This is a genomic window from Agrobacterium sp. BT-220-3 (assembly GCF_025910175.1).
Taxonomy (GTDB): domain Bacteria; phylum Pseudomonadota; class Alphaproteobacteria; order Rhizobiales; family Rhizobiaceae; genus Agrobacterium; species Agrobacterium oryzihabitans.
Genome location: NZ_JAPAIX010000001.1, coordinates 14245 through 36084, shown reverse-complemented (window position 1 = coordinate 36084; position 21840 = coordinate 14245). Strand labels below are relative to the sequence as shown.

Sequence of the window (21840 nt, the reverse complement as noted above, 5' to 3'; positions counted from 1 at the left end):
GACGCGCGTCCGCGCGGCGGGAAAAGTCCTTTCAGCCCAAAGACTTGGGCTGGCTGGATGCCGGATCAAGTCCGGCATGACGGCATCGCCGAATTCAAGACGCTTTTTCAATTCGCTTCAGACCGCCCATATAGGGCAGCAGCACCTCTGGAATTGTGACGGAACCGTCCTCGTTCAGATAATTTTCGAGAACCGCGATCAGGCAGCGGCCGACAGCCGTGCCGGAACCGTTCAGCGTGTGCACGAACTTCGTGGCCTTGTCGTCCTTGCCGCGATAACGGGCATTCATGCGCCGCGCCTGGAAATCGCCGCAGACGGAGCAGGACGAGATTTCGCGATAGGTGTTCTGGCCGGGCAGCCAGACTTCAAGATCGTAGGTCTTGCGCGCGCCAAAGCCCATATCACCCGTGCACAGCGTCATGGTGCGGAAATGCAGGCCAAGGCGCTTCAGCACCTCTTCGGCGCAGGCCGTCATGCGCTCATGCTCGGCGACAGCGCTTTCCGCATCGGTAATGGAGACAAGCTCGCATTTCCAGAACTGGTGCTGGCGCAGCATCCCGCGCGTATCACGGCCGGCGGAGCCCGCTTCCGAACGGAAGGACGGGGTAAGCGCGGTGAAGCGCAGCGGCAGTTTCTCCTGCTCAAGAATTTCGCCGGAGACGAGATTGGTCAGCGTCACTTCCGCCGTCGGGATCAGCCAGCGGCCATCCGTGGTCTTGAACAGGTCCTCGGAGAATTTCGGCAATTGCCCCGTCCCGAACATCGCCTCGTCACGCACCATCAGTGGCGAGGAGACTTCCGTATAGCCATGTTCCGAGGTGTGAAGGTCGATCATGAACTGGCCGAGCGCCCGTTCCAGACGCGCCAGCTGGCTGGTCAAAACGGTGAAGCGCGAGCCGGAAAGCTTGGCCGCCCGCTCGAAATCCATGTAGCCGAGCGCCTCGCCGATCTCGAAATGCTCCTTGGCCTCATGGTTCCAGCCGGGCTTCTGGCCGACGACGCGGGCCACCACATTGTCATGTTCGTCCTTGCCGTCAGGCACATCGTCGAAGGGCATGTTCGGCAGGCGCGACAGGGCGTCGTTCAGCTCGGCGGTGACCTGGCGGTCCTCCTCCTCGGCGCGTGGCATGTTGTCCTTGATGTCGGCGACTTCGGCCTTGAGCTTTTCTGCAAGCTCCATGTTCTTCTGCGCCATGGCGGCGCCGATTTCCTTGGAGGCGGCATTGCGGCGTGACTGCATGTCCTGCAGGGACTGGATGACGGAACGGCGCTTCTCATCGAGAGCGATCAGGCCGCCGGCGGTCGGCTCGACGCCACGCCGTGCAAGAGCCGCATCAAAGGCTTCGGGGTTTTCGCGTATCCATTTAATGTCGTGCATCGTCGTTCCAGACTGTTGTTGGCCGCCCGCGTTTTATCAGCAAAACGCCGGGCGAAGGGCCCGGCGCGAGGAAATTAAATGAGCGGGAAGACCGTGGCGAAGCGTCAGGTCTCTTCCAGCTCCGTGCTTTTGGATTCCGCCGCACGTTTCCTCTCCACGAGTCGAGCCATGTAGATGGAAATCTCGTAGAGAATGATCGCAGGCAGCGCAAGACCGATCTGGGACATGGGGTCTGGCGGCGTCAGCACCGCTGCAACCACGAAGGCCATGACGATGGCGAACTTGCGCTTCTCGCGCAGCCAGTCGCTGGTCAGAAGTCCGACGCGGGCGAGAAGCGTGGTGACGACAGGCAGCTGGAACACCAGACCGAAGGAGAGGACCAGCGTCATGATGAGGCTCAGATACTCCGACACCTTCGGCATCAGTGAAATCGCCACCTCGCCATCCTCAGGCAATTGCTGCATGGCGAGGAAGAACCACATGACCATGGGCGTGAAGAAGAAATAGACGAGCGCCGCACCGATGAGGAAGAGGATCGGCGAAGCGATCAGAAACGGCAGGAAAGCGGCGCGTTCGTTCTTGTAGAGACCGGGGGCGACAAACTTGTAGAGCTGCGAGGCAATCACCGGAAAGGAGATGACCATGGCGCCGAACATCGCGACCTTGATCTGCGTGAAGAAGAATTCCTGCGGCGCGGTATAGATCAGCGACGATTTCGTGACATCGAGCCCCGCCCAGAGCACGGCCCATTTATAGGGAATGACCAGCAGGTTGAAGAGATGTTTGGCAACGGCGAAACAGGCGATGAAGGCGACGAAAAATGCGCCAAGCGACCAGATCAGCCGCGTGCGCAACTCCATGAGGTGTTCGATAAGCGGCTGCGGCTTATCCTCGATGTCCCCGCTCATGCTTCATCCTTTTTGGGCTTTGCAGCCTTTGTTCTCGCCGGTTTGGCCGGTTTGGCTTCCGCCACCGCCTTCTCAGCCGCCGCTTTCTTGACGGCAGCCTTCTTGGCGACAGCCTTCACGGTAGGTTTCGACACAGCAGTTTCTTCTAACGCTTCGGCAGACTTGCTGCGGACGGTGCGTTTCGGCTTGGCGGCCACCGTTTCGGCTTCGACGGTCGCAACCGATTTCGCCCGCGCCCGTTTCGGCTTTTCTTCCGCAGCGGCAACCGCAGTGACCGGCGCGGAGACAGCAGACGCGGAGCCCACGGCAGGCGGCGCATCCGGAAGCTTCATTTCCGGCTCGGGCACGCTGACCAGCGGCGCCACCGGCTCGCTCGTTGCAGGCGCTGGTGTCGACGACAGGGAATCAGGTGCCGCCGTCGCCTTCTGGAGATCGGACTTGATCTCGTTTCCGAGCTGGCGAAGTGGGTTCATCGCATCGCGCAGCGAATTGGTCGGATTGAGATTGCGGACATCGGAGATCGTCTGCCGCACATCGTCCATATCAGCCTCTTTCAAGGCCTCGTCGAACTGGGTGCGGAAGTCTCCCGCCATCTTGCGAAGGCCCGCCATCGTCTTGCCGAAGGCGCGGATCATGGGCGGCAAGTCCTTCGGCCCGACGACCACGATCAGCACGACCGCAATCACCAGAAGCTCGCTCCAGCCGATATCAAACATCAATACGCTCCCGAGACCCTAACGCCAGTCTCACACCAAGCGGCAATAAGCCGCTTACTTGATCTCGTCAGCCTTGTGGTCGACGGTCTTGGCAGTGGTATTGGCATCGGCCGCCGGCGGAGGCGTTGCGTCATCGTCGGACATGCCCTTCTTGAAGCTCTTGATGCCCTTCGCGACATCACCCATCAGTTCCGGGATCTTGCCGCGTCCGAAGAGGACGAGAACGATCACCAGAACGATGAGCCAATGCCACACACTAAAAGAACCCATAACTAAAACTCCTGAATTTCGCTTTCAGACGATGTAAGATGTTTGAAAGGCTTTTTCAAACAACAAATCGTCGCTTCAACGGGGAGTGAACATAAAGTTTTTGCGTCTTGTCGCCGGCGAGACGATCAATCATTCTTCGCCGTCGCCGCCACTGGGCGCAAGCAGGCCCAATTCTTCCAGATCGAGCTGCGTGATCGGGTCTTCGTCTTCACGCAATTCGTCGCTCATCATCGGCAGGGGCACGCCGAAATTGGATGGAATTCGGCCAGAAAGCAGCCCTGCACCCTTCAGTTCCTCAAGGCCCGGCAAGTCCCGCAATTCCTCAAGTCCGAAATGATCGAGAAACTCAACCGTGGTGCCGATCGTCACCGGCCTGCCCGGCGTGCGCCTGCGGCCCCTGAAACGCACCCAGCCCGCTTCCATCAGCACGTCAAGCGTGCCGCGCGAGGTCTGTACGCCGCGAATTTCCTCGATTTCAGCGCGTGTCACCGGCTGATGATACGCTATGATCGCCAGAACTTCCAGCGCCGCGCGCGAGAGCTTCTTCGGCTCCTTCTCTTCCGAGCGGATGACGAAGGAAAGATCGCCCGCCGTGCGGAACGCCCATTGCCCGCCCACCTGCACGAGATTGACGCCGCGCTCGACATAAGCGGCCTTCAACCGATGCAGGATGGCGACGACATCCATGCCGCGCGGCAGCCGCTCGGCAATGAAGGCGACCGAAACCGGCTCGGCGGAGGCAAAGACCAGTGCCTCGGCGATCCGCTCGGCTTCCTTCAGCTGACGTTCGGAAAATACCGTGGGTTCGATTTCCACCCCATCTGCCACAATGGCGGCTTCGCCGGTCTCGTCGTCATTCGTCATTGTCAGTCCTTTCGGCATTCACCGCGCGATCGTCTCTCTCGCTCCTGCGCATATAGATGGGCTGGAAGGCGCCCTCCTGGCGGATTTGCAGCGACCCCTCGCGCACCAGCTCCAGCGAGGCGGCAAAGGCGCTGGCGATCGCCGTCACCCGCATGGCGGGGTCGGGCACATATTGCAGCAGATATTGGTCGAGCACGGTCCATTCACCGACATCGCCGAGCAGGCTGTTGAGAAGTTCCCGTGCTTCCACCAGCGACCAGACCTGCCGTTTTTCAATCGTCACCTGGGTGATAGCCTGTCTTTGCCGCAGATTGGCATAGGCGCTCAGGAGATCGTAGAGGTTTGCCTCGTAAGCCGAGCGGTTGATATGCGGAATATGCTCCGGCGCACCACGGGCGAAGATATCGCGGCCGAGATGGGCGCGGTTGACAAGCCTTTCGGCCGCCTCGCGCATCGCCTCCAGGCGTTTCAGCCGGAAGGCCAGCGTCGCGGCCATTTCCTCACCCGAGGGACCGTCATCCTTGGATTGCTGCGGAATGAGGAGCTTGGATTTGAGAAAGGCGAGCCAAGCCGCCATCACCAGATAGTCGGCCGCAAGCTCGATGCGCACGCGGCGCGCGCTTTCCACGAATTGAAGATATTGCTCGGCAAGCGCCAGCACCGAAATGCGCGACAGATCGACCTTCTGCGTGCGGGCAAGGTGCAGGAGAAGATCAAGCGGGCCTTCGAAACCCGCGACATCGATGACCAGCCCGGCCTCGCCCGTCAGCCGCTCCGGCGTGCCATCCTGCCAGAGCTTGTCCATAGGCGTCGAATTGCGAGACTTGTCTGCGGCCATTGTTCCATCCGCCGGGCGTCCGGCCTGTCGTCCCTATTACGAGGCCGCCGCCCGATTGTCAGGAAACGGCCCACATGGCGTTGAATTCGGCTCTCAGTTCAGCTTCGTCGGAGGCATCGGCGGTGGGAAAACCCGCTTCCACGGCCCGCACCCGCTCCAGCGAACGGCCGGAAAGAACGGGAACCTCCTTCACGACCTCCAGCATTTCACTCATCACGCCGTTGCAATGCAAGACTATATCGCAGCCACCCGCAACAATATTCGCGGCGCGCTCGCCCAGCGTGCCCTTCAGCGCATTCATGGAGCTGTCGTCCGACATCAGCAAACCGTCAAAGCCGATCCGCCCGCGAATGATCTCCTCGATCACCTTCGCAGAGGTGGTGGCGGGCCGCTCCCGGTCGACGGCGTTGAAGACCAGATGCGCGCTCATGGCCATCAATTCACGGTTAAGCGCGCGGAACGGCACGAAATCATGGGCATCCAGCTCATCGAGCGGCACATCGACCACGGGCAGTTCATGGTGCGAATCCACCATGCCGCGGCCATGCCCCGGCATATGTTTCATCACCGGCAGCATGCCGCCAGCCTTCAGGCCATCGGCCGCTGCCTGCCCCATCTCGGCCACCATGGTCGGCGCATAGCCATAGGCGCGGTTGCCGATGACGTTGCTTGCACCTTCCACCGGCACGTCGAGCACCGGCAGGCAATCGACATTGATGCCGAATTTCGTGAGGTCGAAGGCATGCAGGCGCGACATCAGCCAGGCAGCCCGCAGGCCTTCCTCGTGGTCGCGCTCGTAAATTTCACCGAGAATGCGGGCATTCGGATAGGCCTGCAGGATCGGCGGCTTGATGCGCTGCACCCGCCCGCCTTCCTGATCGATCAGAACCGGGGCGTCGGGCCGCCCGACGGCATCGCGCATGGCGGCGACGAGATCGGTGATCTGCTGCGCATCACCGATATTGCGCCCGAACAGGATGAAACCCCACGGCTGCTGGTCACGGTAAAGGGCAATCTCGTCAGCGGAAAGCGTCAAGCCACCGCATCCGAGGATCATAGCTTTGCAATCGGTCATGATGTCACGCCTGTTACAGAATGGAAGGAAAGAAAGCCTCAATAAGTCTCGACCTTTGGAGGGGACGGCGACGTTTGACGCCCGTCACCCCGGACTAGATCCGGGGTCCAGCGCGATCAAGTCCTTGATCGCGAGAGACTCTTCTCACGGCGCAGACGCGCCGTGGCTGGATGCCGGATCAAGTCCGGCATGACGGCAAAGGAAACACCGTTCACGTGACGGTCGTTACAGCGGGGACTTGCGGCCCCGATGCTCCCGATCAGCGCGCCACCAGGCAGCTGCCGCCGGCCGAGCGGAACTTTTCGCACAGCGCCACGGCTTCGTTCTTGTCACCCGCCGGGATACGGACGCGGTAGAATGTGCCCTTGCCGGCGATTTCGGCGGCCTTGATGTCGACGCCACGTCCACCGATGACCGAGCCGAACTTGGCCGACATGTTCTGGTAGGACTTCTGGGCCTCCGCCTGGCTCGGCAGGGACGCGATCTGGATGTAGTAACCACCGGCAGAAGGAGTGCTTGTCGTTGCTGCGGCTGTCTGCTGCTGTGCGGCCGGCGGCTGTGCCGGAGCGGTGGCAGCGGGACGGACATTGCCCTGGTTGGTGACGGTTGCCACGACATTGGATGGCTGCGAGGACGGACGCGCCGAAGGAAGCGGTGCTGCCGTCTGCGAGGCGGGCGTGGCCGGCGTGTGAGCCTGCGGCTGTGCGGCGGCCTGTTCAGGCGCAACCGGAACACGCGAAGCGGCGATGACGGCGGGAGCGCCCTCACCCGGCTTGGCGGTCTGGGGCGCGGCAAGCTCCGCGACCTTGTCGGCCTTCGGCGGCTGGGCTGCCGGTGCATCGACTTCCTGGGCGACCAGCGTGCCATCAGGCTTGACGATCATGGTGCGGACCTTGCGTGGTGACACGCCGGTTGCACCCGCACCTTCGTTCTGCGCGGCCTTTTCTTCCGGCGAAAGCAGGCGCGGATCTTCCGTCTCGCCAACCGGCGTGCCGGCGGCTGCTTCCATATCGGCGTCGTTTTCACCTTCCAGCGGCAGCTGTTCGGGGATCAGCGTGCGCTGAACCACATCAACGGGCTGCTCGCTGCTGGAGATCAGCGCGGGCTGCTTCGGATCGGCAGCACTGCCGCCGGCCACGCGATCATAAACCGCCTTGTCCTGATTCGGCACGACGCGACCGCCCGGATTTTCCGGCACGACCTTCATCGGATCATTGTCGGCGGAGATGATGACCGGTGCACCATTGGAGCCCGTGCTGGACGAACCGCCTGATATCAGCGCGTAAACGCCGCCACCGACAAGAACCAGACCGATTGCGGCCGCAACCGGCATGATCCAGCGGCGACCGCCGCGTTCATCCTCATCGCGATAGGCCGCCTGATGATTGACATAGGTGTTTTCGGCATCACGCGCATTGCCGCGCGAAGCCGCTGCCTCCTGCATGGAGCGACGGAAATCCTCTTCCAGCGCCCGCTCGAACTCGTCGGCTTCTTCCGGAGCCTGAGCGGCGGCGCGCGCCTGCGGGGCAGCACCCCGGTTTTCCGCATGTTTGTGACGGTCAAGGCCACCAGCGACTGCCGGGGCGAACAGCGTCGCAAGCTCGGTATCGATATCGAGATCTTCCTCGTGGCGTCGAGCAACCGGCTTGGGTTCGAAAACCCCGACCGGCAGTTCCGGCACGTCCATCTCGACGATGGTTTCCGGATGTTCTTCCGTCTCGCCGATCTGTGAAGGGTCGAAAGGCAGGCTTTCCAGCGTCTGCGGCACAACCGGCTGCGGCGCAGGCGCGGCCGGACGCGGCTGAACGGGCGCAGCAGCGGCAATCGGCGCAGCGACAGGCACAACGCGCGGCTGGGGTGCGGGCTGTTCCCTCGCCGGCTGAGGTGCGGCCTGAGGTGCGGCGGCAGCGACCACGGGAGCAACCGGCTGCTGGCGAACGGGTTGCGGCGCGGGCGCAGGTGCGACCTCGGCTTCGGCAATTTCCGAAAGGTCGAGATCAAGATCGAGATCGTCAAGCGCAAGCTCGAAATCATCGTCGTTGAAGCCTGCAAAATCGCTGAAATCCGGCTCCTGAACAGGGGCAGCGGGGGCAACGGGCGTTGTCCGCACGGGCGTCGCAGCAACTTGCGGCTCCACCCTTGCAGCCTGAACGGCGGGTGCGGCCTGAACGACCGGCGTAGACTGGACAACGGGTTCTTCGCCACGGCCAGGAATGGAATATTTCGCCACGTCGTAGATCAGCTCGTCCATCGGCGACAGATTGGTCGCAACAGGCTTCTGAACGACTGGAGGCGTTACAGGCTGCGCAGCGGGCACGAAGGCTTCAGCGACCGGAGGCATAAATGCTGGCGCCGTCTCTTCCGCCTGGATGACGGCAGGTGCCGGTACTGGCTCGACCTGCGGTTCGATTCGGGCTGCGGGCTGCTGTTCAGACCTTGGCTCGACCCGCCGCGGATCAACAGCCGAAACATCGCGACGCGCGCCGAAATTGGCAAGCGGCAGGCGCAGGCTGGAAAATTCCAGCGAAGAACGACCGCCCTGCGAAGGCGGACGCACGGAAACGGGTGCGGGCGCTTCCTCGGCAACCGCGATCTCCACCTCATCGGCAAGATCAAAGGCCTGAGGCTCCGGCGCGTAACCATGCGAAGAAGGAATGTTGCTGGAAACGTCGGCCGGAAGTTCCGGCATGGCGTGCCATTCGGGCTGGGCTGGCTCAATGGCCTGCGGCTCTTCCCATGCCAGTTGTTGGGCGGCCTGCTGGTAAACCACCGGCTCGGCAGCACGCGGCTGGCGCGAATGCACATCAAAAACTTCGGCAACCGCGCCGGCATCGTCACGGAAATCCGCGCGAATGTCCTGCGTCGAGGTTTCGACGTAATTGTGGATATAGGCCTGATCGACCTCCGGAAGCGGCTCTTCCGTGACCTCGGGTGCAACCTCGTAGGCTGGCATCGGCTCCGGCGCATACCGGGCCTCGACCTGCGGCTCGGCCACGGGAGAAAGCTCCGGCTCGCGGCGGGCGAAGACCTGCTCGACACGCTGCATGAAGTCGTTGGGATGGATGCCGGCGCGAACATCGTTTGCCGGATCAAGAACGACCGGATCGGCATGCGGCGCGTCGTAAACCTCGAATTCCCTCAGAAGCTCATCTTCGAGATTGAATTCGGGCTCGCGGCGGGTAGCCGATGGCGCAGCCTCGGAACCCGCATGCGAAGGACGATCTTCGAAGCCGACGATACGCGCCAGTTCTGCCAGAGGATCGTTGTCAGCGAAGCCTTCGGACCGGGCGTCCCGGTTATACGCGACATTTTTTTCGACCATTACGTGTTCCACCATCTACGCATTGCAGCTCTTGCCAGCGTATTGTGAGCAAATAATGGTGATATGTTATCGCATCTCGTCAGGTGCGTCCGCTCCTAAAAGCGTAAGGCCAGACTTCAAAACATTTGCGACAGCATTCACCAGCCCAAGTCTGGCAATGCTCAATTCTCGGTTTTTATCGTTAATAAAACGTAATTCCTGATGGTCTTTACCCTTGTTCCAGTGTCCATGGAAGGAACTGGCGAGATCATAGAGGTAAAAAGCAAGCCGGTGCGGCTCATGCGAAAGGGCAGCGGATTCGATCAGACGCGGGTATTCGGCGAGTTTTGCAATCAGCTGCAACTCGTTGATATCGCTGATCAAAGCAACAGATGCCGCCATCTCTTCCGCAGAGGGAGCAAGCCCCGGAAACGCTTCCTGCGCCTGCCGGAAGATCGACATTGAGCGGGCATGCGCATATTGCACGTAAAAGACCGGATTATCTTTCGATTGTTCGGTCACTTTTGCGAAATCGAAGTCCAGCGGCTCGGAATTCTTCCGATAAAGCATCATGAATCGCACCGGATCGCGACCCACTTCGTCGACAACATCGCGCAGCGTGACGAAATCACCGGAGCGTTTCGACATCTTCACCGGCTCACCATCACGGTAGAGCTTGACGAGCTGGCACAGAAGAACCGTCAGCTTCGACTTTCCTTCCGAGACGGCGCGCGCGACGGCTTCCAGACGCTTGACGTAACCGCCATGGTCGGCGCCGAGCACATAGATCATCTCGGAAAAACCGCGATCGAACTTGTTCTTGAAATAGGCAACGTCGGCGGCGAAATAGGTGTAGGAACCGTCAGACTTCATCAGCGCGCGGTCCATGTCATCGCCCACTTCGGTGGAACGGAACAGCGTCTGCTCGCGATCTTCCCAGTCCTCCGGCAATTCGCCCTTCGGCGGCGGCAGCGTGCCCTTGTAGACATGGCCCTTGAACGTCAGATCGTTGATGGCGGACAGAATGGGGCCGCCATTGCCCTCATGCAGCGTGCGCTCCGAGAAGAACACGTCATGCTTGACGTTCAGCGTCTCCAGATCCTCGCGGATCATCGCCATCATTGCAGCAATCGCCTTGTCCTTGACGATCGGCATCCACTTTTCCTCGGGCATGGCGCGCAGCTTGATGCCATATTCATCCGCCAGCGCCTGACCGACGGGAACGAGGTAGTCGCCGGGATAAAAACCGGAGGGAATGGCGCCGATATCTTCGCCGAGTGCTTCGCGGTAACGCAGGAAGACGGAACGCGCCAGGACGTCGATCTGCGATCCGGCATCGTTGATGTAATATTCCTTGGTCACGCCGTAGCCGGCAAAGCCAAGCAGGTTCGCCAGCGTGTCACCCACCACGGCACCGCGGCAATGGCCGACATGCATCGGGCCGGTCGGATTGGCGGAGACATATTCGACGTTGATCTTCTGACCGGCACCGATCTGCGAGCGGCCAAAATCGATGCCCTGCCCGATCATGTCGGCAAGAAGACGCTGCCAGTAACCGACGGAGACCTTGAGGTTGATGAAGCCGGGACCGGCGACATTGACGCTGTCGACATCGCCATCCGCCTGAAGTGCCGGCACGATGAGTTCGGCCAGCGCCCGGGGATTGGTGCCAAGCGGCTTAGCCAGCACCATGGCGGCATTGGTTGCGACATCGCCATGGCTCAGATCGCGCGGGGATTCGACGGTAATTCGACTGAAATCGACCTTGTCGCGGTTCTCTTTCACGAGATCGAGGGTCTCGAGCGCGTTTTTGATCCTGGTATCGAAATCGGCAAAAATGTTCATCGTTCCAACCTGCGCGAAGGGCTTCTGTTTATGTCCGGCCATCATAACCGGGTTGGCTTCGCGATCGCCCGCTGCCCTATCGCAAATCGGGGGTGTGGTCAAACAGCCGCTGGTGGGCGCGCAGTGCATAACTGTCGGTCATACCCGCCAGATAATCGCCCACATGCCGGGCTTTTGCGGCCACGCTCATACCGGAAATGCTGTCCACCCAGTAGTGGCTCTGCATCTCCGCCGGCGTCTCCATATAACGGTGGAAAAGATCGGTGACGATCTGCGTGGCGCCGGCACGGATGCGCATGATCTCCGGATGCCGGTAGATATGACCGAACAGCAGCTTCTTGATCTGTCGGTCGGTCTCGGCCATCTCAGGCGAGAAGGTCGCAACGGTGAAATCGGCAGCGCGGATATCCGCCGCACTCTTCGGCTTCAGACGGGCCAGATTCTGCTGCGCAACGCCAATCACATCCTCGACCATATGGGTGATCTGCCGGCGCATGATTTCATTGGCGAAGCGTTCCTTGTCGAGCACGGGATATTTCGCCCGCACCTCGGCCATCAGCTTGCTGAGGAACGGCACCTCCTCCAGCATGTCGAAGGTAAGATAACCCGCGCGCAACCCGTCATCTATATCGTGGGTATTATAGGCGATGTCATCGGCAATCGCCGCCATCTGCGCCTCGAGGCTGGCATAGCTGCCGATCTCCAGATCCTGCAGCTCGCAATATTCGAGGATGGGCAGCGGAACCGGGCCCTTGATCCCCTCGCCCATGGTGTTGATGAGCGGGCCATTATGCTTGACGAGGCCCTCCAGCGTCTCCCATGTCAGGTTGATGCCGTCATATTCAGCGTAACGGCGCTCCAGCTTGGTGACGATGCGCAGCGACTGCGCATTGTGATCGAAGCCGCCATAGGGCTGCAGAACCGCATCCAGCGCATCCTCGCCGGTGTGGCCGAAGGGCGTGTGACCGAAATCGTGCACCAGCGCCACGCCTTCGGCCAGATCTTCGTCGAGCTTCAGCGCCCGCGCCAGCGCCCGGGCAATCTGCGCCACCTCGATGGTGTGGGTAAGACGCGTACGGTAGTGGTCGCCATCCGGGCTGATGAAAACCTGTGTCTTGTGTTTCAGCCGGCGAAACGCCGTTGTGTGGACGATGCGGTCCCGGTCGCGCTGGAATTCCGAACGCGTCAGGCTTCCCTCTTCGGCAAAAAGACGCCCGCGCGTGGTCCATGGATCTGAGGCGAAAACCGCCCTCTCGCCACTTCCGAAACCCAATGCGCGCTGGTCTATGATCATGCATCCACCTGTACTGTTCTCTGGCCGTGACTTCCTTTTAGCCTCGGCCATTGACCTTTTCATCCACCCTTCATACCTATCGCAGAGGTCGGCGCAAAGCATCATCGCGGCAAAGGCCGTTGTGGACATCGCTATAGACCGTTTATTTGACTGGTTTATAATAGCGACGACAAATCTATTGCTCTCCGGTTCTTGACCCCGGCACGAGGAACGACATGGAAAACAGCGACATTACACTTTCGGAAGCCGCAGCAAAGCGAATCGCCCAGATCGTGGCGGCGGATGCGGGCAAGCAGGCACTGCGCGTTTCGGTGGAAGGCGGCGGCTGCTCGGGCTTCTCCTACAAGTTCGATCTGGCGGAAGACCCCGCCGATGACGACATCGTGATTGCGCGCGGCGACGCCAGGGTGCTGATCGACAGCATGTCGGTCATCTACATGGCAGGCTCCGAAATCGACTTCGTCGACAACCTGCTCGGTCAGTCCTTCCAGATCAAGAACCCGAATGCGGTCGCAAGCTGCGGCTGCGGCACCAGCTTCTCAATCTGAGTGGGAAACAACGGCGTGCGATCCGTACGCCACCGCCAAGCTTTGAACTAGCTCGCATCTCTCTCCGCCCTCATTCCTGTGCTTGTCACAGGAATCCAGCTGGCGCGCGTCTGCGCGGCGAGAGAGTCCTTTTCAGCCCAAGGACTTGGGCTGACTGGATTCCTGTGACAAGCACAGGAATGAGGGCTTGGGGACGCAGCAGTGCATCCACAGGTGTTGATCTACCCTGCCCCGGGCTTCTTTCCACCACATCCGCACCGCCACTTTCCAAAAACGGTGGCAATCGCTTTTGCATCGGGTAAAAGTACCCTCACAAAAGGGAAACTCCGATGAAGATTGCCACCTGGAACATCAATGGCGTCAAGGCGCGTATCGAAAACCTCTGCCAATGGCTGAAGGATTCATCGCCGGACATCGTCTGCCTTCAGGAAATCAAATCCGTCGACGAAGGCTTTCCCCGCCTTGAGATCGAGGCACTCGGCTATCACGTCGAAACCCACGGCCAGAAGGGCTTCAACGGCGTCGCCCTGCTCTCGAAGATGAAGCCGGACGAGATCAATCGCGGCCTGCCGGGAGACGATGCCGACGAACAGGCGCGTTTCATCGAGGGCGTTTTTTCCGTCGATGGCGGCGCGATCCGCGTCTGCTCGCTTTACCTGCCGAACGGCAATCCGCCGGATGATCCGGTCAAATACCCCTACAAGCTTGCCTGGATGGAACGGCTGCGCCGCTTTGCCGAAGACCGCCTCGCGCTGGAAGAGCCGCTCATTCTGGCCGGTGACTACAACGTCATCCCCGAACCCTTCGATTGCCACGACCCACGCGTGTGGGAAGGTGACGCCCTGTTCCTGCCGCAGACCCGTTCGGCCTTCCGCAAGCTGGAAAATCTCGGCTTTACCGATGCCGCACGTGCGACGACAGATCAGCCCGGACTTTATTCCTTCTGGGATTATCAGGCCGGCGCATGGCCGAAAAACAACGGCATCCGCATCGACCACCTGATGCTGTCGGCGGAAGCGGCCGACCGTCTGCAATCGGTCAACATCGAAAAACATGTGCGGGCATGGGAAAAACCGTCCGACCACGTACCGGTCTGCGGTTATTTCGATTTCAGCCCGGTCGGCTGACCGGCTCTCGACAGGCGGCTGAGTTCGCCCCAGCCGCAGGCGGCATCAACTCAATCGGGATCGTCAATCCGCATGTTCTGCGCCATTGCGATGGCCGCGCGGCGGTCGTTTTCGCCCGAGAGCGAAAAAGCCTGCTCCTGAAGGCTCTGGATCCAGGTGCAATCCACCGCCGTGCACTTGTCCAGCGCGGCCGTCATGAAAGCGAGCCCCTGGGTCGTCTGGCCTTCCTGGAAGAGCAGATTGCCGAAAATCGACATGGCGCCGGCATGGCCGTGCTTGCGCGCCTGGTTGAGCCACTTCTTGGCCTGCTGCACATCCGCCCGGCCACCCTCGCCGGCAAGGATCATTTCCGCCAGACGGAACTGGGCCTCAGCCACTCCAAAGGTGGAAGCCACCTGAAAATAAAGCTGGCGAGCCTGTGAAAGGTCCATCTTCACCGGGCTGCCGGGAATGCCGTGCCGGTAATAATCTGCAAGAGAAAGAAGCGCGTTGACGAAAAAGCCGGTATCCTCGGAGCCCGGCTCAACGCCCTGGCTGGCAATTTCGCTGTAAATCTTGAAGGCTTCGAAGTCGTTCTTGGCAACGCCATCGCCGAAAGCGTACATATTGGCAAGCGCCCAGCGTGAGCCGGTATGGCCCTTTTCGGCCGCGTAGCGATAGGCCTCGACGGCTTCGCCCTTGTTGCCGTTCTTGTAGGCCTTGAAGCCGAACTTGAACAGGTCGAAGGGGCCGGATTCCTTGGTTACGCCGGCATTGATGTCAAAAGCCGCGGCAGGCATTGCGAGCGACGCAAGCAACATGCCCATAAGGAGCGGCTTTAAAACGTTGGCTTCACATTTCAGCATTTCGGCGAACTTCTCTCACTCTTCCCGGCATATAGCCAATACTTGCGGAATACTGCAAAGCCGAACCCCGCCGGGTCGCGATTTTTCGAACACACTGCGTCTTTCCGGCAGCACTTTCCAGCGCACCGCCGGTGGTCTCATGCGGTAATTGCTCAAAATTTTCAGTGAGACAGATATAGGCATAATTTCCGGCAATATAACGGCGTTTCACCGCCTGCCGGTCAGCGCCAAACAAGAAAGCCGGACGAAGTTCCCGTATTACTTGCTTAAACCCTGAATCCAAACCTGTTTTCACTTTTTGCAATTCCAGAGATCCACATCAAACGCCTGCATGTTCTTCCATTCCCGCGTCCATAAACATAAGCCAAGCACTCTGTTTGTGGCGGGAAATGGACGGATATGCTCACATTCCAACGCGCCCCCACGCTTGCAGAAAAGTGTTGCCAAATCGTCACAAAACTTTCGGGCTAGAAAATTTTATCGAGAAAGAATCACAGTCGAAAACGAAAAAAGGCCCGGTTGGTAAACCGGACCTTTCTTTTTGTTCAGGCATGGCGAATGGCGTCAGAACTTGACCTTGACGCCCGTCGAGATCGCCGCCACCAGATCGTTGCCGAAGTCGTAGCCAGCCTCGTTGCCGCAGGTGAAGCCTGCACCACAGGGTCCGCCGTTGATGGAAGAGCTACCCGAGGTCAGGAGGCCGAGAGCACCGGCAATCTTGAACTCGATGTTCTTGTTCGGCGAGTAGACGATCTGCGTGCCAAGCGTCCAGGTGTCGGTCTGGGTGCCGATGACAGTCGATGTACCGCGATCCCAGGTCAGGCTCACAGCACCGCTCCACTGCTCATTGAACTTGTGACCGACGCCGCCGGAAATCGTCCAGCCATCGCGGTAAAACAGGTCGAGCGTGTTCAGCGTGTCCGCGCCGCTTGGAACGCACGGAGACGTGCCGACCGCGCAGAAAGGAATGACCTGAATCTGGCTCCAGTCAGTCCACTTCACCGAACCGAAAGCAAGCCAGTCCGGCGCTATGCCGGATTGCACCTTGAGTTCGATGCTGTCCGGCATCGAAACAGAGCCATAGATCGGCACGAGCTTGCCGCCGTATTTCGCAAGCGTCGGAGAGATGGACGGCGGTGTCTGCGGAACACCTCTAACGTCGGCGAAACCGGTCAGGTCGTGATCGACGGCGCTGTTATAAACGAGGCTCGCACGGAAGGCGACCTCAGGGATTTCGTAGGCAACGCCGGCGCGCCAACCCCAACCATCACCTTCCATCTCAAGTTTGCCGACGCCGCTGAAGCTGGACCAGGCCGGATTGAGGCCAAGAACGGCCGGTCCGAGAACCTGACGATATTTATAACCGCTGATCTCCTGGTAGAAACCGCCGCCGATGATCGAAAAGTCACCCTTGCCGACATCGAACTTCACACGGCAGGTGGTGGCATAATTGTGCGACTTGACCTTGGTTTCGATATTGTAGCTCGACCCCTGCCAGATGCCGGGATTGAGATGCGCGCCCCACGGCTGCGAATAATCGAACATGCAGTCGCCCAGATCGCCAACAGCAACCTTGGCACCGATGCGGGTCGACCAGAAGTTTTCAGAATCGTCTGCTGTACTCGACCAGGAGGCAGGCAAAGGACCGCTCTTGGCAGGATTGTCACGCGCATTCTTTACCTCGCGCTGCGGCGCGACGAAGGTGGCGGAACTATCCAGAACATAGTCGGACGGGTCGAACAGCAGGTCGATATTATAACCACCGCGCTCAAGGCCACCCGCCAGTGAAGGCGTGACCGCCGCGATGCTGACTGCGAAACATACCGCGCCGCGAAAAATTGCAGTTTTTGCCATCTCTCTCCCCAATCAAGGCAATGTGATCAATGGTAGAGTGAAGTGCTAACGGGCAAATGACAATGTGCCGCAGCGCGGCGCGATCCTGCCCGCACAGCCATTTTTTTACGTAAGTTTTTTATGGATGCCCTCTTATATAATCATTTTAGGCTATTTTTCTAACCCGGTTGGAAAAACTGATACAAAACGAAACAAATTCCCAACCCAAACTGGAAATGTCGCCAAATAACCACAGTTGTGGGTTTCCCGACCAAACCCGCTTATCAGGCCGTTTTCATTGGTTTTTTCCGCTTTTTGCAGCGTTTTCCGCCCGGATCGGACTGAAATAATTGCGCTGTCGGGCTGGAGCGATTCGCCGGTGCGGCGCAGCAATGAAAAGAAATGAATCCTGACAAAACGCAAAAAAACGCCCGCTCTCACGGGCGTCATGTAATCGATAAGAGTCGAAAATCTATCAGCCCTCATCCCGCTTCAGGGTGAGGAGCCGTTGTCGCTCGAGGCCGTGGTCCTCGGGGCAAGCCCGAGGATGACGTGTGTTTAACGGGAGGGCATCCAAGACGGGGCTGCCCTCCTCACGACCCATTTACAACATGCCGCTCGGGCAAACCTTATCCCGCTTCGCTGACACGTTGCAGGGCGGTTCTAAGGCTTGCCAGCTGAACGTCCAGCTCCGCCTTGCGCTCGCGCTCGGCGGCCACGACCTCCGGATCGGCATTCGCCACGAATTTTTCATTCGACAGCTTCTTGTCGATGCGCTCCATTTCCGCATCCACCTTGCCGATCGCCTTTTCGAGACGGGCCTTTTCAGCCCCAAGATCGACGAGGTTACCGAGCGGCAGGCACACCGTGGCTTCGCCGACGATGATCTGTGCGGAACCCTTCGGCGCAACATCGGCACCACGGATTTCATCCGCCCGCGCCAGACGCCGGATGGCGGCGGCATGGCGGTCGAGCCGTGCTTCGGTCGAGGTGTTGGCGCCGACGACCACCAGCGACGCGGTGGCGCCCGGTGGCACGTTCATCTCGGCCCGCGTCGAGCGGATGCCGGAAACCAGATCGATCAGCCAGTTGATTTCCGCAGCCGCAGCATCGTCGCGGAACTCCGGCACCGGCCAGTCGGTCAGGCAGAGAAGATCAGACCGCTCCTCGCCTTCGCCCGCCGTATGCGCCCACAGCTCTTCCGTCATAAACGGCATGAAGGGGTGCAGGAGCTTGTAGATCTCATCCAGAACATAGGCCGCGCAGGCCTGCGATTCCGTCTTCGACGCCTCATCCTCACCGCTGAAGACGGGCTTCAGCAGTTCCAGATACCAGTCGCAGAACTGGTTCCAGACGAAGCGGTAGAGAATGCCGGAGGCATCGTTGAAGCGGAAGTTTTCAAGCGCCGCCGTCACGTCGCGCGCCGTATTGGCAAGTTCGGTCAGGATCCAGCGGTTGATGGTCAGCGAAGCGGTTTCTGCAAGGAAATGCGGATCACGCTTCACGCCGTTCATCTCGGCAAAACGGGTCGCATTCCAGAGCTTGGTGCCGAAGTTGCGATAACCGGCGATACGTGCCGGATCAAGCTTCACGTCGCGGCCCTGCGCCGCCATGATGGCGAGCGTGAAACGCAGCGCATCCGCGCCGTATTCATCGATCAGTTCCAGCGGATCGATGACGTTGCCCTTGGACTTCGACATCTTCTGGCCGTTCTTGTCGCGAACCAGCGCATGAATATAGACGGTGCTGAACGGCTCGACCGGATTGCCCGCATCGTCCTTCATGAAATGCAGGCCCATCTGCATCATGCGGACAACCCAGAACGGGATGATATCAAAGCCGGTGACCAGCACGTTGGTCGGATAGTAGCGCGCCAGTTCCGGCGTCTGCTCGGGCCAGCCAAGCGTCGAGAAAGGCCACAGCGCCGATGAGAACCAGGTATCGAGAACGTCTTCGTCGCGGGTCAGGATTTCGCCCGGCTTGAAGTTCTCAAGCTTCTCCTCGACCCAGGCCTTCCATGGGCCTTCGTGGGCGATATAGTGCTGGATGGCCGCCTGAAGCGCCTCTTCCTCGGTCTTTTCAACAAAGACCTGCCCGTCCGGGCCGTACCATGCCGGAATCTGGTGTCCCCACCACAATTGCCGCGAGATACACCAGGGCTGGATGTTCTCCATCCATTGGAAATAGGTGTTTTCCCAGTTCTTCGGTACGAAATTGGTGCGGCCTTCGCGAACAGAAGCAATAGCAGGCTGGGCCAGCGTCTTGTTATCCACCCACCACTGATCGGTCAGGCGCGGCTCAATCGGCACGCCGCCACGGTCGCCATGCGGCACGACGTGCTTGTGTGGCTCGATCTTGTCGAGCAGACCGGCTTCCTCGAAGATTTCGACGATGACCTTGCGGGCGAAGAAGCGATCCTGCCCTTCCAGGCGGTCCCATGCGCCGTGCAGCGCCGCCGGGTGATTGAGGCCCTCGAGGAAATCCTCGTTCTCCTTGATGGAGATCGTGCCGTCGATATTCATGACGTTGATGGCGCGCAGGCCGCAACGCCTGCCGACTTCGAAATCGTTGAAGTCATGTGCGGGCGTGATCTTCACGGCGCCGGTGCCGGCGGTCGGATCGGCATAGTCGTCGGCAACGATCGGGATCTTGCGACCGACGATCGGCAGGATGACGTGCTTGCCGACGATGCCCTTGTAGCGCTCGTCTTCCGGGTTAACGGCAACGCCGGTATCACCCAGCATGGTCTCGGGCCGGGTGGTGGCGACGACGATGTAGTCGCGCGTTTCGAACTCGGTGGGCTTGCCCTCCTCGTCAAACGCGATCGGATACTGATAGGTCACACCCTTTTCCAGCGGATAGCGGAAGTGCCAGAGATTGCCCTTAACTTCCAGCTGTTCGACTTCCATGTCGGAAATCGCGGTCTGCAGCTTCGGATCCCAGTTGACGAGGCGCTTGTCCTTGTAGATCAGGTTCTGCTTGTACAGGGTGACGAAGACCTCGAGCACGGCCTCGGACAGGCCTTCATCCATGGTGAAGCGCTCGCGCGACCAGTCACAGGAAGCACCAAGACGTTTCAGCTGGTTGAAGATCAGACCGCCGGATTCGGCCTTCCATTCCCAGACCTTCTCCACGAAAGCCTCACGGCCCATCTCACGGCGGCCCGGAAGCTGTTGTTCCATCAGCTTGCGCTCGACCACCATCTGCGTGGCGATGCCCGCATGGTCCATACCCGGCTGCCACAGCACGTCCTTGCCGCGCATGCGCTCGAAGCGGACCAATATATCCTGCAGCGTGTTGTTGAGCGCGTGGCCCATATGCAGGGAGCCCGTCACATTCGGCGGCGGGATGACGATGGTGAAGGTTTCCGCACCCGGCTTGGCGTTGGCACCGGCACGAAAAGCGTTCGCCTCATCCCAGGCTTTCGCGATCTTCGGTTCGACGGTTGCAGAATCGTAGGTCTTTTCGAGCATTTCCTGACCTGAATTTTAGAGTTCTTGTGTGGATTTTTTAAATAAGGATGGACGGTCGAGAGTCAACAGAAACCGACCCCCGAGCGACCTATTGAGAGGCCCCGTCAACGACTATGACCCGATAACGCCTTCATCTTCAACAAAAAAGCCGCCCCGGTGCCGGAGCGGCCTCTGTTTCAATACCTTGCGCGCATTTCAGGATGCGGCCGGACAGGCCTTAGCGGCGCGAGCCGCGCGCCACGCGCTCGATTTCCTCACGCACGAGACGCTCCACCAGGGTCGGCAGATTGTCTTCCAGCCAGTCCTGCAGCATCGGGCGCAGCATGTCGGCAGCCATATCCTCGATCGAACGACGCTCGACGCCATCGAAAACTTCGGCAAGCTCGCTGAAGGAGCGGGCGATCTGCGCACCGGCGGCGGCGGAAATGAGGTTGAGCGACAGGCCGCCCTCATCCTTCGGCTCGGCCAGATCGAATGTCGGCATCTCGACGGCAGGTTCCTGGACGGAAACCTCGAAACGTTCCTCGGCGGCAGGCGCTTCAATGGCGCCGCGCAGCGTCAGCTGATCGAAGCGGTTCTCAAAAGCTGCACTTTCCACAGCGGCGGCGGCAGCGCGATCCTCGGCGGCGAAAGGTGCAGGCTGTTCATTGCTGCTCGCGGCAGCGGCCGCCAGCAGCGGACGCACATCCGTTGGGCGCTGTGGCGCGGCGCGTTCAACCTGTTGCGCAGCAGAAGGCTGCGCTGCGCTTGGGGAATGGGCGGTGGGAGCCGCCTGCACGGGCTCACGCTGAGCCTGCGCGGCAAATGCCTGCGGACCCATGGCCGCGTTGCGGTCGGCGGCGGCACGAACACGCGCAGCTACATCGGCCAGCGACATGCTCCTGTCAGAGCCTTCCTGCTGTTCAGACATCGGCTTTTCGGAGGTCGGCCTTTCCGAGGCCGGCGAAAAATCCTGCACCGGCCTTGCGCCGTATGCCTGGTTTGCGGCGGGGGGAACACGGGCCGGCGGGCTGACAGGCTCCGTCACGAAGGCCGCTTCGCTCGCGGCATCGTCTTCATCGTCATAGACGGGCGGCAACTGTCCGGAAAACGCACCGGCAGGCCCGGGCTCGTTGCTCTCGATGATCCGGCGTATGGACGCCAGAATTTCTTCCATGGACGGTTCACGCGCTACGCTTGGCTGAGCCATATCAATCCCCGGTTTCCACTCTCGAGCACCCGGCCGCATCACCTCGGATGCCGGAAAGGGCGCTTTGCACCTGTTCAATTCCTACATCGCGTTTGCGACAATCGCACCCGATCGCCGCCCCGATGCTCTGAAACATGTCAGGTCAAAACCGCCGAGCGTCTTTGCCATCCCTGTCGCAGGCTCATGCGGGGCAGAAATACGCACACCCCGAATCACCCTTAGTTTAGGGCAGCATAGTCAGGAACTAAATCACTGATTCGACAACTTTCGCGGTGATGCACAGCTTTGTGAGAGCAGCCTTTTTCGGCAGGGCCGAGGATTATGTCTGAGCAAACG

At 60.1% G+C, this 21840-nt stretch carries 18 protein-coding genes; 2 read left to right on the top strand and 16 right to left on the bottom strand.

Annotated features, from left to right (window positions below):
- Nucleotides 1-94: 94 nt before the first annotated feature.
- From serS to OK142_RS00160, 10 genes are all read right to left on the bottom strand, one after another.
- On the bottom strand, nucleotides 95-1378 hold the full coding sequence (gene serS / locus OK142_RS00205) for a serine--tRNA ligase (RefSeq protein WP_498680649.1): 1284 nt from the start codon (nucleotides 1376-1378) through the stop codon (nucleotides 95-97).
- 104 nt (nucleotides 1379-1482) lie between these two features.
- Nucleotides 1483-2286, bottom strand: coding sequence for a twin-arginine translocase subunit TatC (gene tatC, locus OK142_RS00200; protein WP_003495662.1), 804 nt, complete (start codon nucleotides 2284-2286; stop codon nucleotides 1483-1485).
- Complete coding sequence (gene tatB, locus OK142_RS00195; protein WP_003495659.1) at nucleotides 2283-3002, bottom strand: Sec-independent protein translocase protein TatB; 720 nt, start codon at nucleotides 3000-3002, stop codon at nucleotides 2283-2285. Before tatB ends, tatC begins: the two co-directional genes overlap by 4 nt.
- A gap of 54 nt (nucleotides 3003-3056) precedes the next feature.
- Entirely contained in the window at nucleotides 3057-3272 is a 216-nt protein-coding gene (locus OK142_RS00190) for a twin-arginine translocase TatA/TatE family subunit (RefSeq protein WP_035223099.1), read from the bottom strand.
- A gap of 129 nt (nucleotides 3273-3401) precedes the next feature.
- Nucleotides 3402-4136, bottom strand: coding sequence for an SMC-Scp complex subunit ScpB (gene scpB / locus OK142_RS00185; protein ID WP_003495655.1), 735 nt, complete (start codon nucleotides 4134-4136; stop codon nucleotides 3402-3404).
- Nucleotides 4126-4974 carry a segregation and condensation protein A gene (locus tag OK142_RS00180; RefSeq protein WP_035242442.1) on the bottom strand — a complete coding sequence of 283 codons (849 nt, stop codon included), beginning with the start codon at nucleotides 4972-4974 and terminating at the stop codon, nucleotides 4126-4128. Before OK142_RS00180 ends, scpB begins: the two co-directional genes overlap by 11 nt.
- 58 nt (nucleotides 4975-5032) lie before the next feature.
- Nucleotides 5033-6049 carry a beta-N-acetylhexosaminidase gene (gene nagZ, locus OK142_RS00175; protein WP_498680648.1) on the bottom strand — a complete coding sequence of 339 codons (1017 nt, stop codon included), beginning with the start codon at nucleotides 6047-6049 and terminating at the stop codon, nucleotides 5033-5035.
- Nucleotides 6050-6308: 259 nt separating this feature from the next.
- Nucleotides 6309-9371 (bottom strand): SPOR domain-containing protein, encoded by a 3063-nt coding sequence (locus tag OK142_RS00170; RefSeq protein WP_498680647.1) that lies wholly within the window; start codon nucleotides 9369-9371, stop codon nucleotides 6309-6311.
- A 66-nt stretch (nucleotides 9372-9437) separates the two neighbouring features.
- On the bottom strand, nucleotides 9438-11195 hold the full coding sequence (gene argS, locus OK142_RS00165; RefSeq protein ID WP_498680646.1) for an arginine--tRNA ligase: 1758 nt from the start codon (nucleotides 11193-11195) through the stop codon (nucleotides 9438-9440).
- A 76-nt stretch (nucleotides 11196-11271) separates the two neighbouring features.
- Nucleotides 11272-12489 carry a deoxyguanosinetriphosphate triphosphohydrolase gene (locus OK142_RS00160; protein WP_498680645.1) on the bottom strand — a complete coding sequence of 406 codons (1218 nt, stop codon included), beginning with the start codon at nucleotides 12487-12489 and terminating at the stop codon, nucleotides 11272-11274.
- 215 nt (nucleotides 12490-12704) lie between these two features.
- Here OK142_RS00160 and erpA point away from each other — a divergent pair, with 215 nt between their 5' ends.
- Nucleotides 12705-13037: an iron-sulfur cluster insertion protein ErpA gene (erpA, locus tag OK142_RS00155; RefSeq protein WP_080834658.1), complete on the top strand. Its 333-nt coding sequence runs from the start codon at nucleotides 12705-12707 to the stop codon at nucleotides 13035-13037.
- A gap of 329 nt (nucleotides 13038-13366) precedes the next feature.
- Nucleotides 13367-14164: an exodeoxyribonuclease III gene (gene xth / locus OK142_RS00150; RefSeq protein ID WP_003495639.1), complete on the top strand. Its 798-nt coding sequence runs from the start codon at nucleotides 13367-13369 to the stop codon at nucleotides 14162-14164.
- Between the two features lie 50 nt (nucleotides 14165-14214).
- Here the strand turns inward: xth and exoR are convergent, their stop codons facing one another.
- The 6 genes from exoR to popZ form a co-directional block, all read right to left on the bottom strand.
- Nucleotides 14215-15009, bottom strand: a complete 795-nt coding sequence (gene exoR, locus OK142_RS00145; RefSeq protein WP_035242437.1) for an exopolysaccharide production regulator ExoR — start codon at nucleotides 15007-15009, stop codon at nucleotides 14215-14217.
- Nucleotides 14996-15304 carry a hypothetical protein gene (locus OK142_RS00140; protein ID WP_246231267.1) on the bottom strand — a complete coding sequence of 103 codons (309 nt, stop codon included), beginning with the start codon at nucleotides 15302-15304 and terminating at the stop codon, nucleotides 14996-14998. The genes exoR and OK142_RS00140 overlap by 14 nt, the downstream gene beginning before the upstream one ends.
- A 269-nt stretch (nucleotides 15305-15573) precedes the next feature.
- A complete protein-coding gene (locus OK142_RS00135) occupies nucleotides 15574-16863 on the bottom strand; it encodes an outer membrane protein transport protein (RefSeq protein WP_498680644.1) in 1290 nt (429 codons plus the stop codon).
- A gap of 150 nt (nucleotides 16864-17013) precedes the next feature.
- Nucleotides 17014-17292 (bottom strand): hypothetical protein, encoded by a 279-nt coding sequence (locus OK142_RS00130; protein ID WP_498680643.1) that lies wholly within the window; start codon nucleotides 17290-17292, stop codon nucleotides 17014-17016.
- A gap of 179 nt (nucleotides 17293-17471) precedes the next feature.
- Entirely contained in the window at nucleotides 17472-20315 is a 2844-nt protein-coding gene (locus tag OK142_RS00125) for a valine--tRNA ligase (RefSeq protein WP_498680641.1), read from the bottom strand.
- Nucleotides 20316-20532: 217 nt separating this feature from the next.
- Nucleotides 20533-21504 (bottom strand): cell division protein PopZ, encoded by a 972-nt coding sequence (gene popZ / locus OK142_RS00120; protein ID WP_137037738.1) that lies wholly within the window; start codon nucleotides 21502-21504, stop codon nucleotides 20533-20535.
- Nucleotides 21505-21840 lie beyond the last annotated feature (336 nt).

Excerpts from the sequence above, each read along its gene's own strand:
- OK142_RS00130 (WP_498680643.1), bottom strand. The coding sequence starts at position 17,292 with ATGACGCCCGTGAGAGCGGGCGTTTTTTTGCGTTTTGTCAGGATTCAT.
- tatB (WP_003495659.1), bottom strand. The coding sequence starts at position 3,002 with ATGTTTGATATCGGCTGGAGCGAGCTTCTGGTGATTGCGGTCGTGCTG.
- nagZ (WP_498680648.1), bottom strand. The coding sequence starts at position 6,049 with ATGACCGATTGCAAAGCTATGATCCTCGGATGCGGTGGCTTGACGCTT.
- erpA (WP_080834658.1), top strand. The coding sequence starts at position 12,705 with ATGGAAAACAGCGACATTACACTTTCGGAAGCCGCAGCAAAGCGAATC.
- argS (WP_498680646.1), bottom strand. The coding sequence starts at position 11,195 with ATGAACATTTTTGCCGATTTCGATACCAGGATCAAAAACGCGCTCGAG.
- OK142_RS00135 (WP_498680644.1), bottom strand. The coding sequence starts at position 16,863 with ATGGCAAAAACTGCAATTTTTCGCGGCGCGGTATGTTTCGCAGTCAGC.
- exoR (WP_035242437.1), bottom strand. The coding sequence starts at position 15,009 with ATGCTGAAATGTGAAGCCAACGTTTTAAAGCCGCTCCTTATGGGCATG.
- tatC (WP_003495662.1), bottom strand. The coding sequence starts at position 2,286 with ATGAGCGGGGACATCGAGGATAAGCCGCAGCCGCTTATCGAACACCTC.
- popZ (WP_137037738.1), bottom strand. The coding sequence starts at position 21,504 with ATGGCTCAGCCAAGCGTAGCGCGTGAACCGTCCATGGAAGAAATTCTG.
- OK142_RS00170 (WP_498680647.1), bottom strand. The coding sequence starts at position 9,371 with ATGGTCGAAAAAAATGTCGCGTATAACCGGGACGCCCGGTCCGAAGGC.
- OK142_RS00125 (WP_498680641.1), bottom strand. The coding sequence starts at position 20,315 with ATGCTCGAAAAGACCTACGATTCTGCAACCGTCGAACCGAAGATCGCG.
- OK142_RS00160 (WP_498680645.1), bottom strand. The coding sequence starts at position 12,489 with ATGATCATAGACCAGCGCGCATTGGGTTTCGGAAGTGGCGAGAGGGCG.
- serS (WP_498680649.1), bottom strand. The coding sequence starts at position 1,378 with ATGCACGACATTAAATGGATACGCGAAAACCCCGAAGCCTTTGATGCG.
- OK142_RS00180 (WP_035242442.1), bottom strand. The coding sequence starts at position 4,974 with ATGGCCGCAGACAAGTCTCGCAATTCGACGCCTATGGACAAGCTCTGG.
- xth (WP_003495639.1), top strand. The coding sequence starts at position 13,367 with ATGAAGATTGCCACCTGGAACATCAATGGCGTCAAGGCGCGTATCGAA.
- OK142_RS00190 (WP_035223099.1), bottom strand. The coding sequence starts at position 3,272 with ATGGGTTCTTTTAGTGTGTGGCATTGGCTCATCGTTCTGGTGATCGTT.
- scpB (WP_003495655.1), bottom strand. The coding sequence starts at position 4,136 with ATGACGAATGACGACGAGACCGGCGAAGCCGCCATTGTGGCAGATGGG.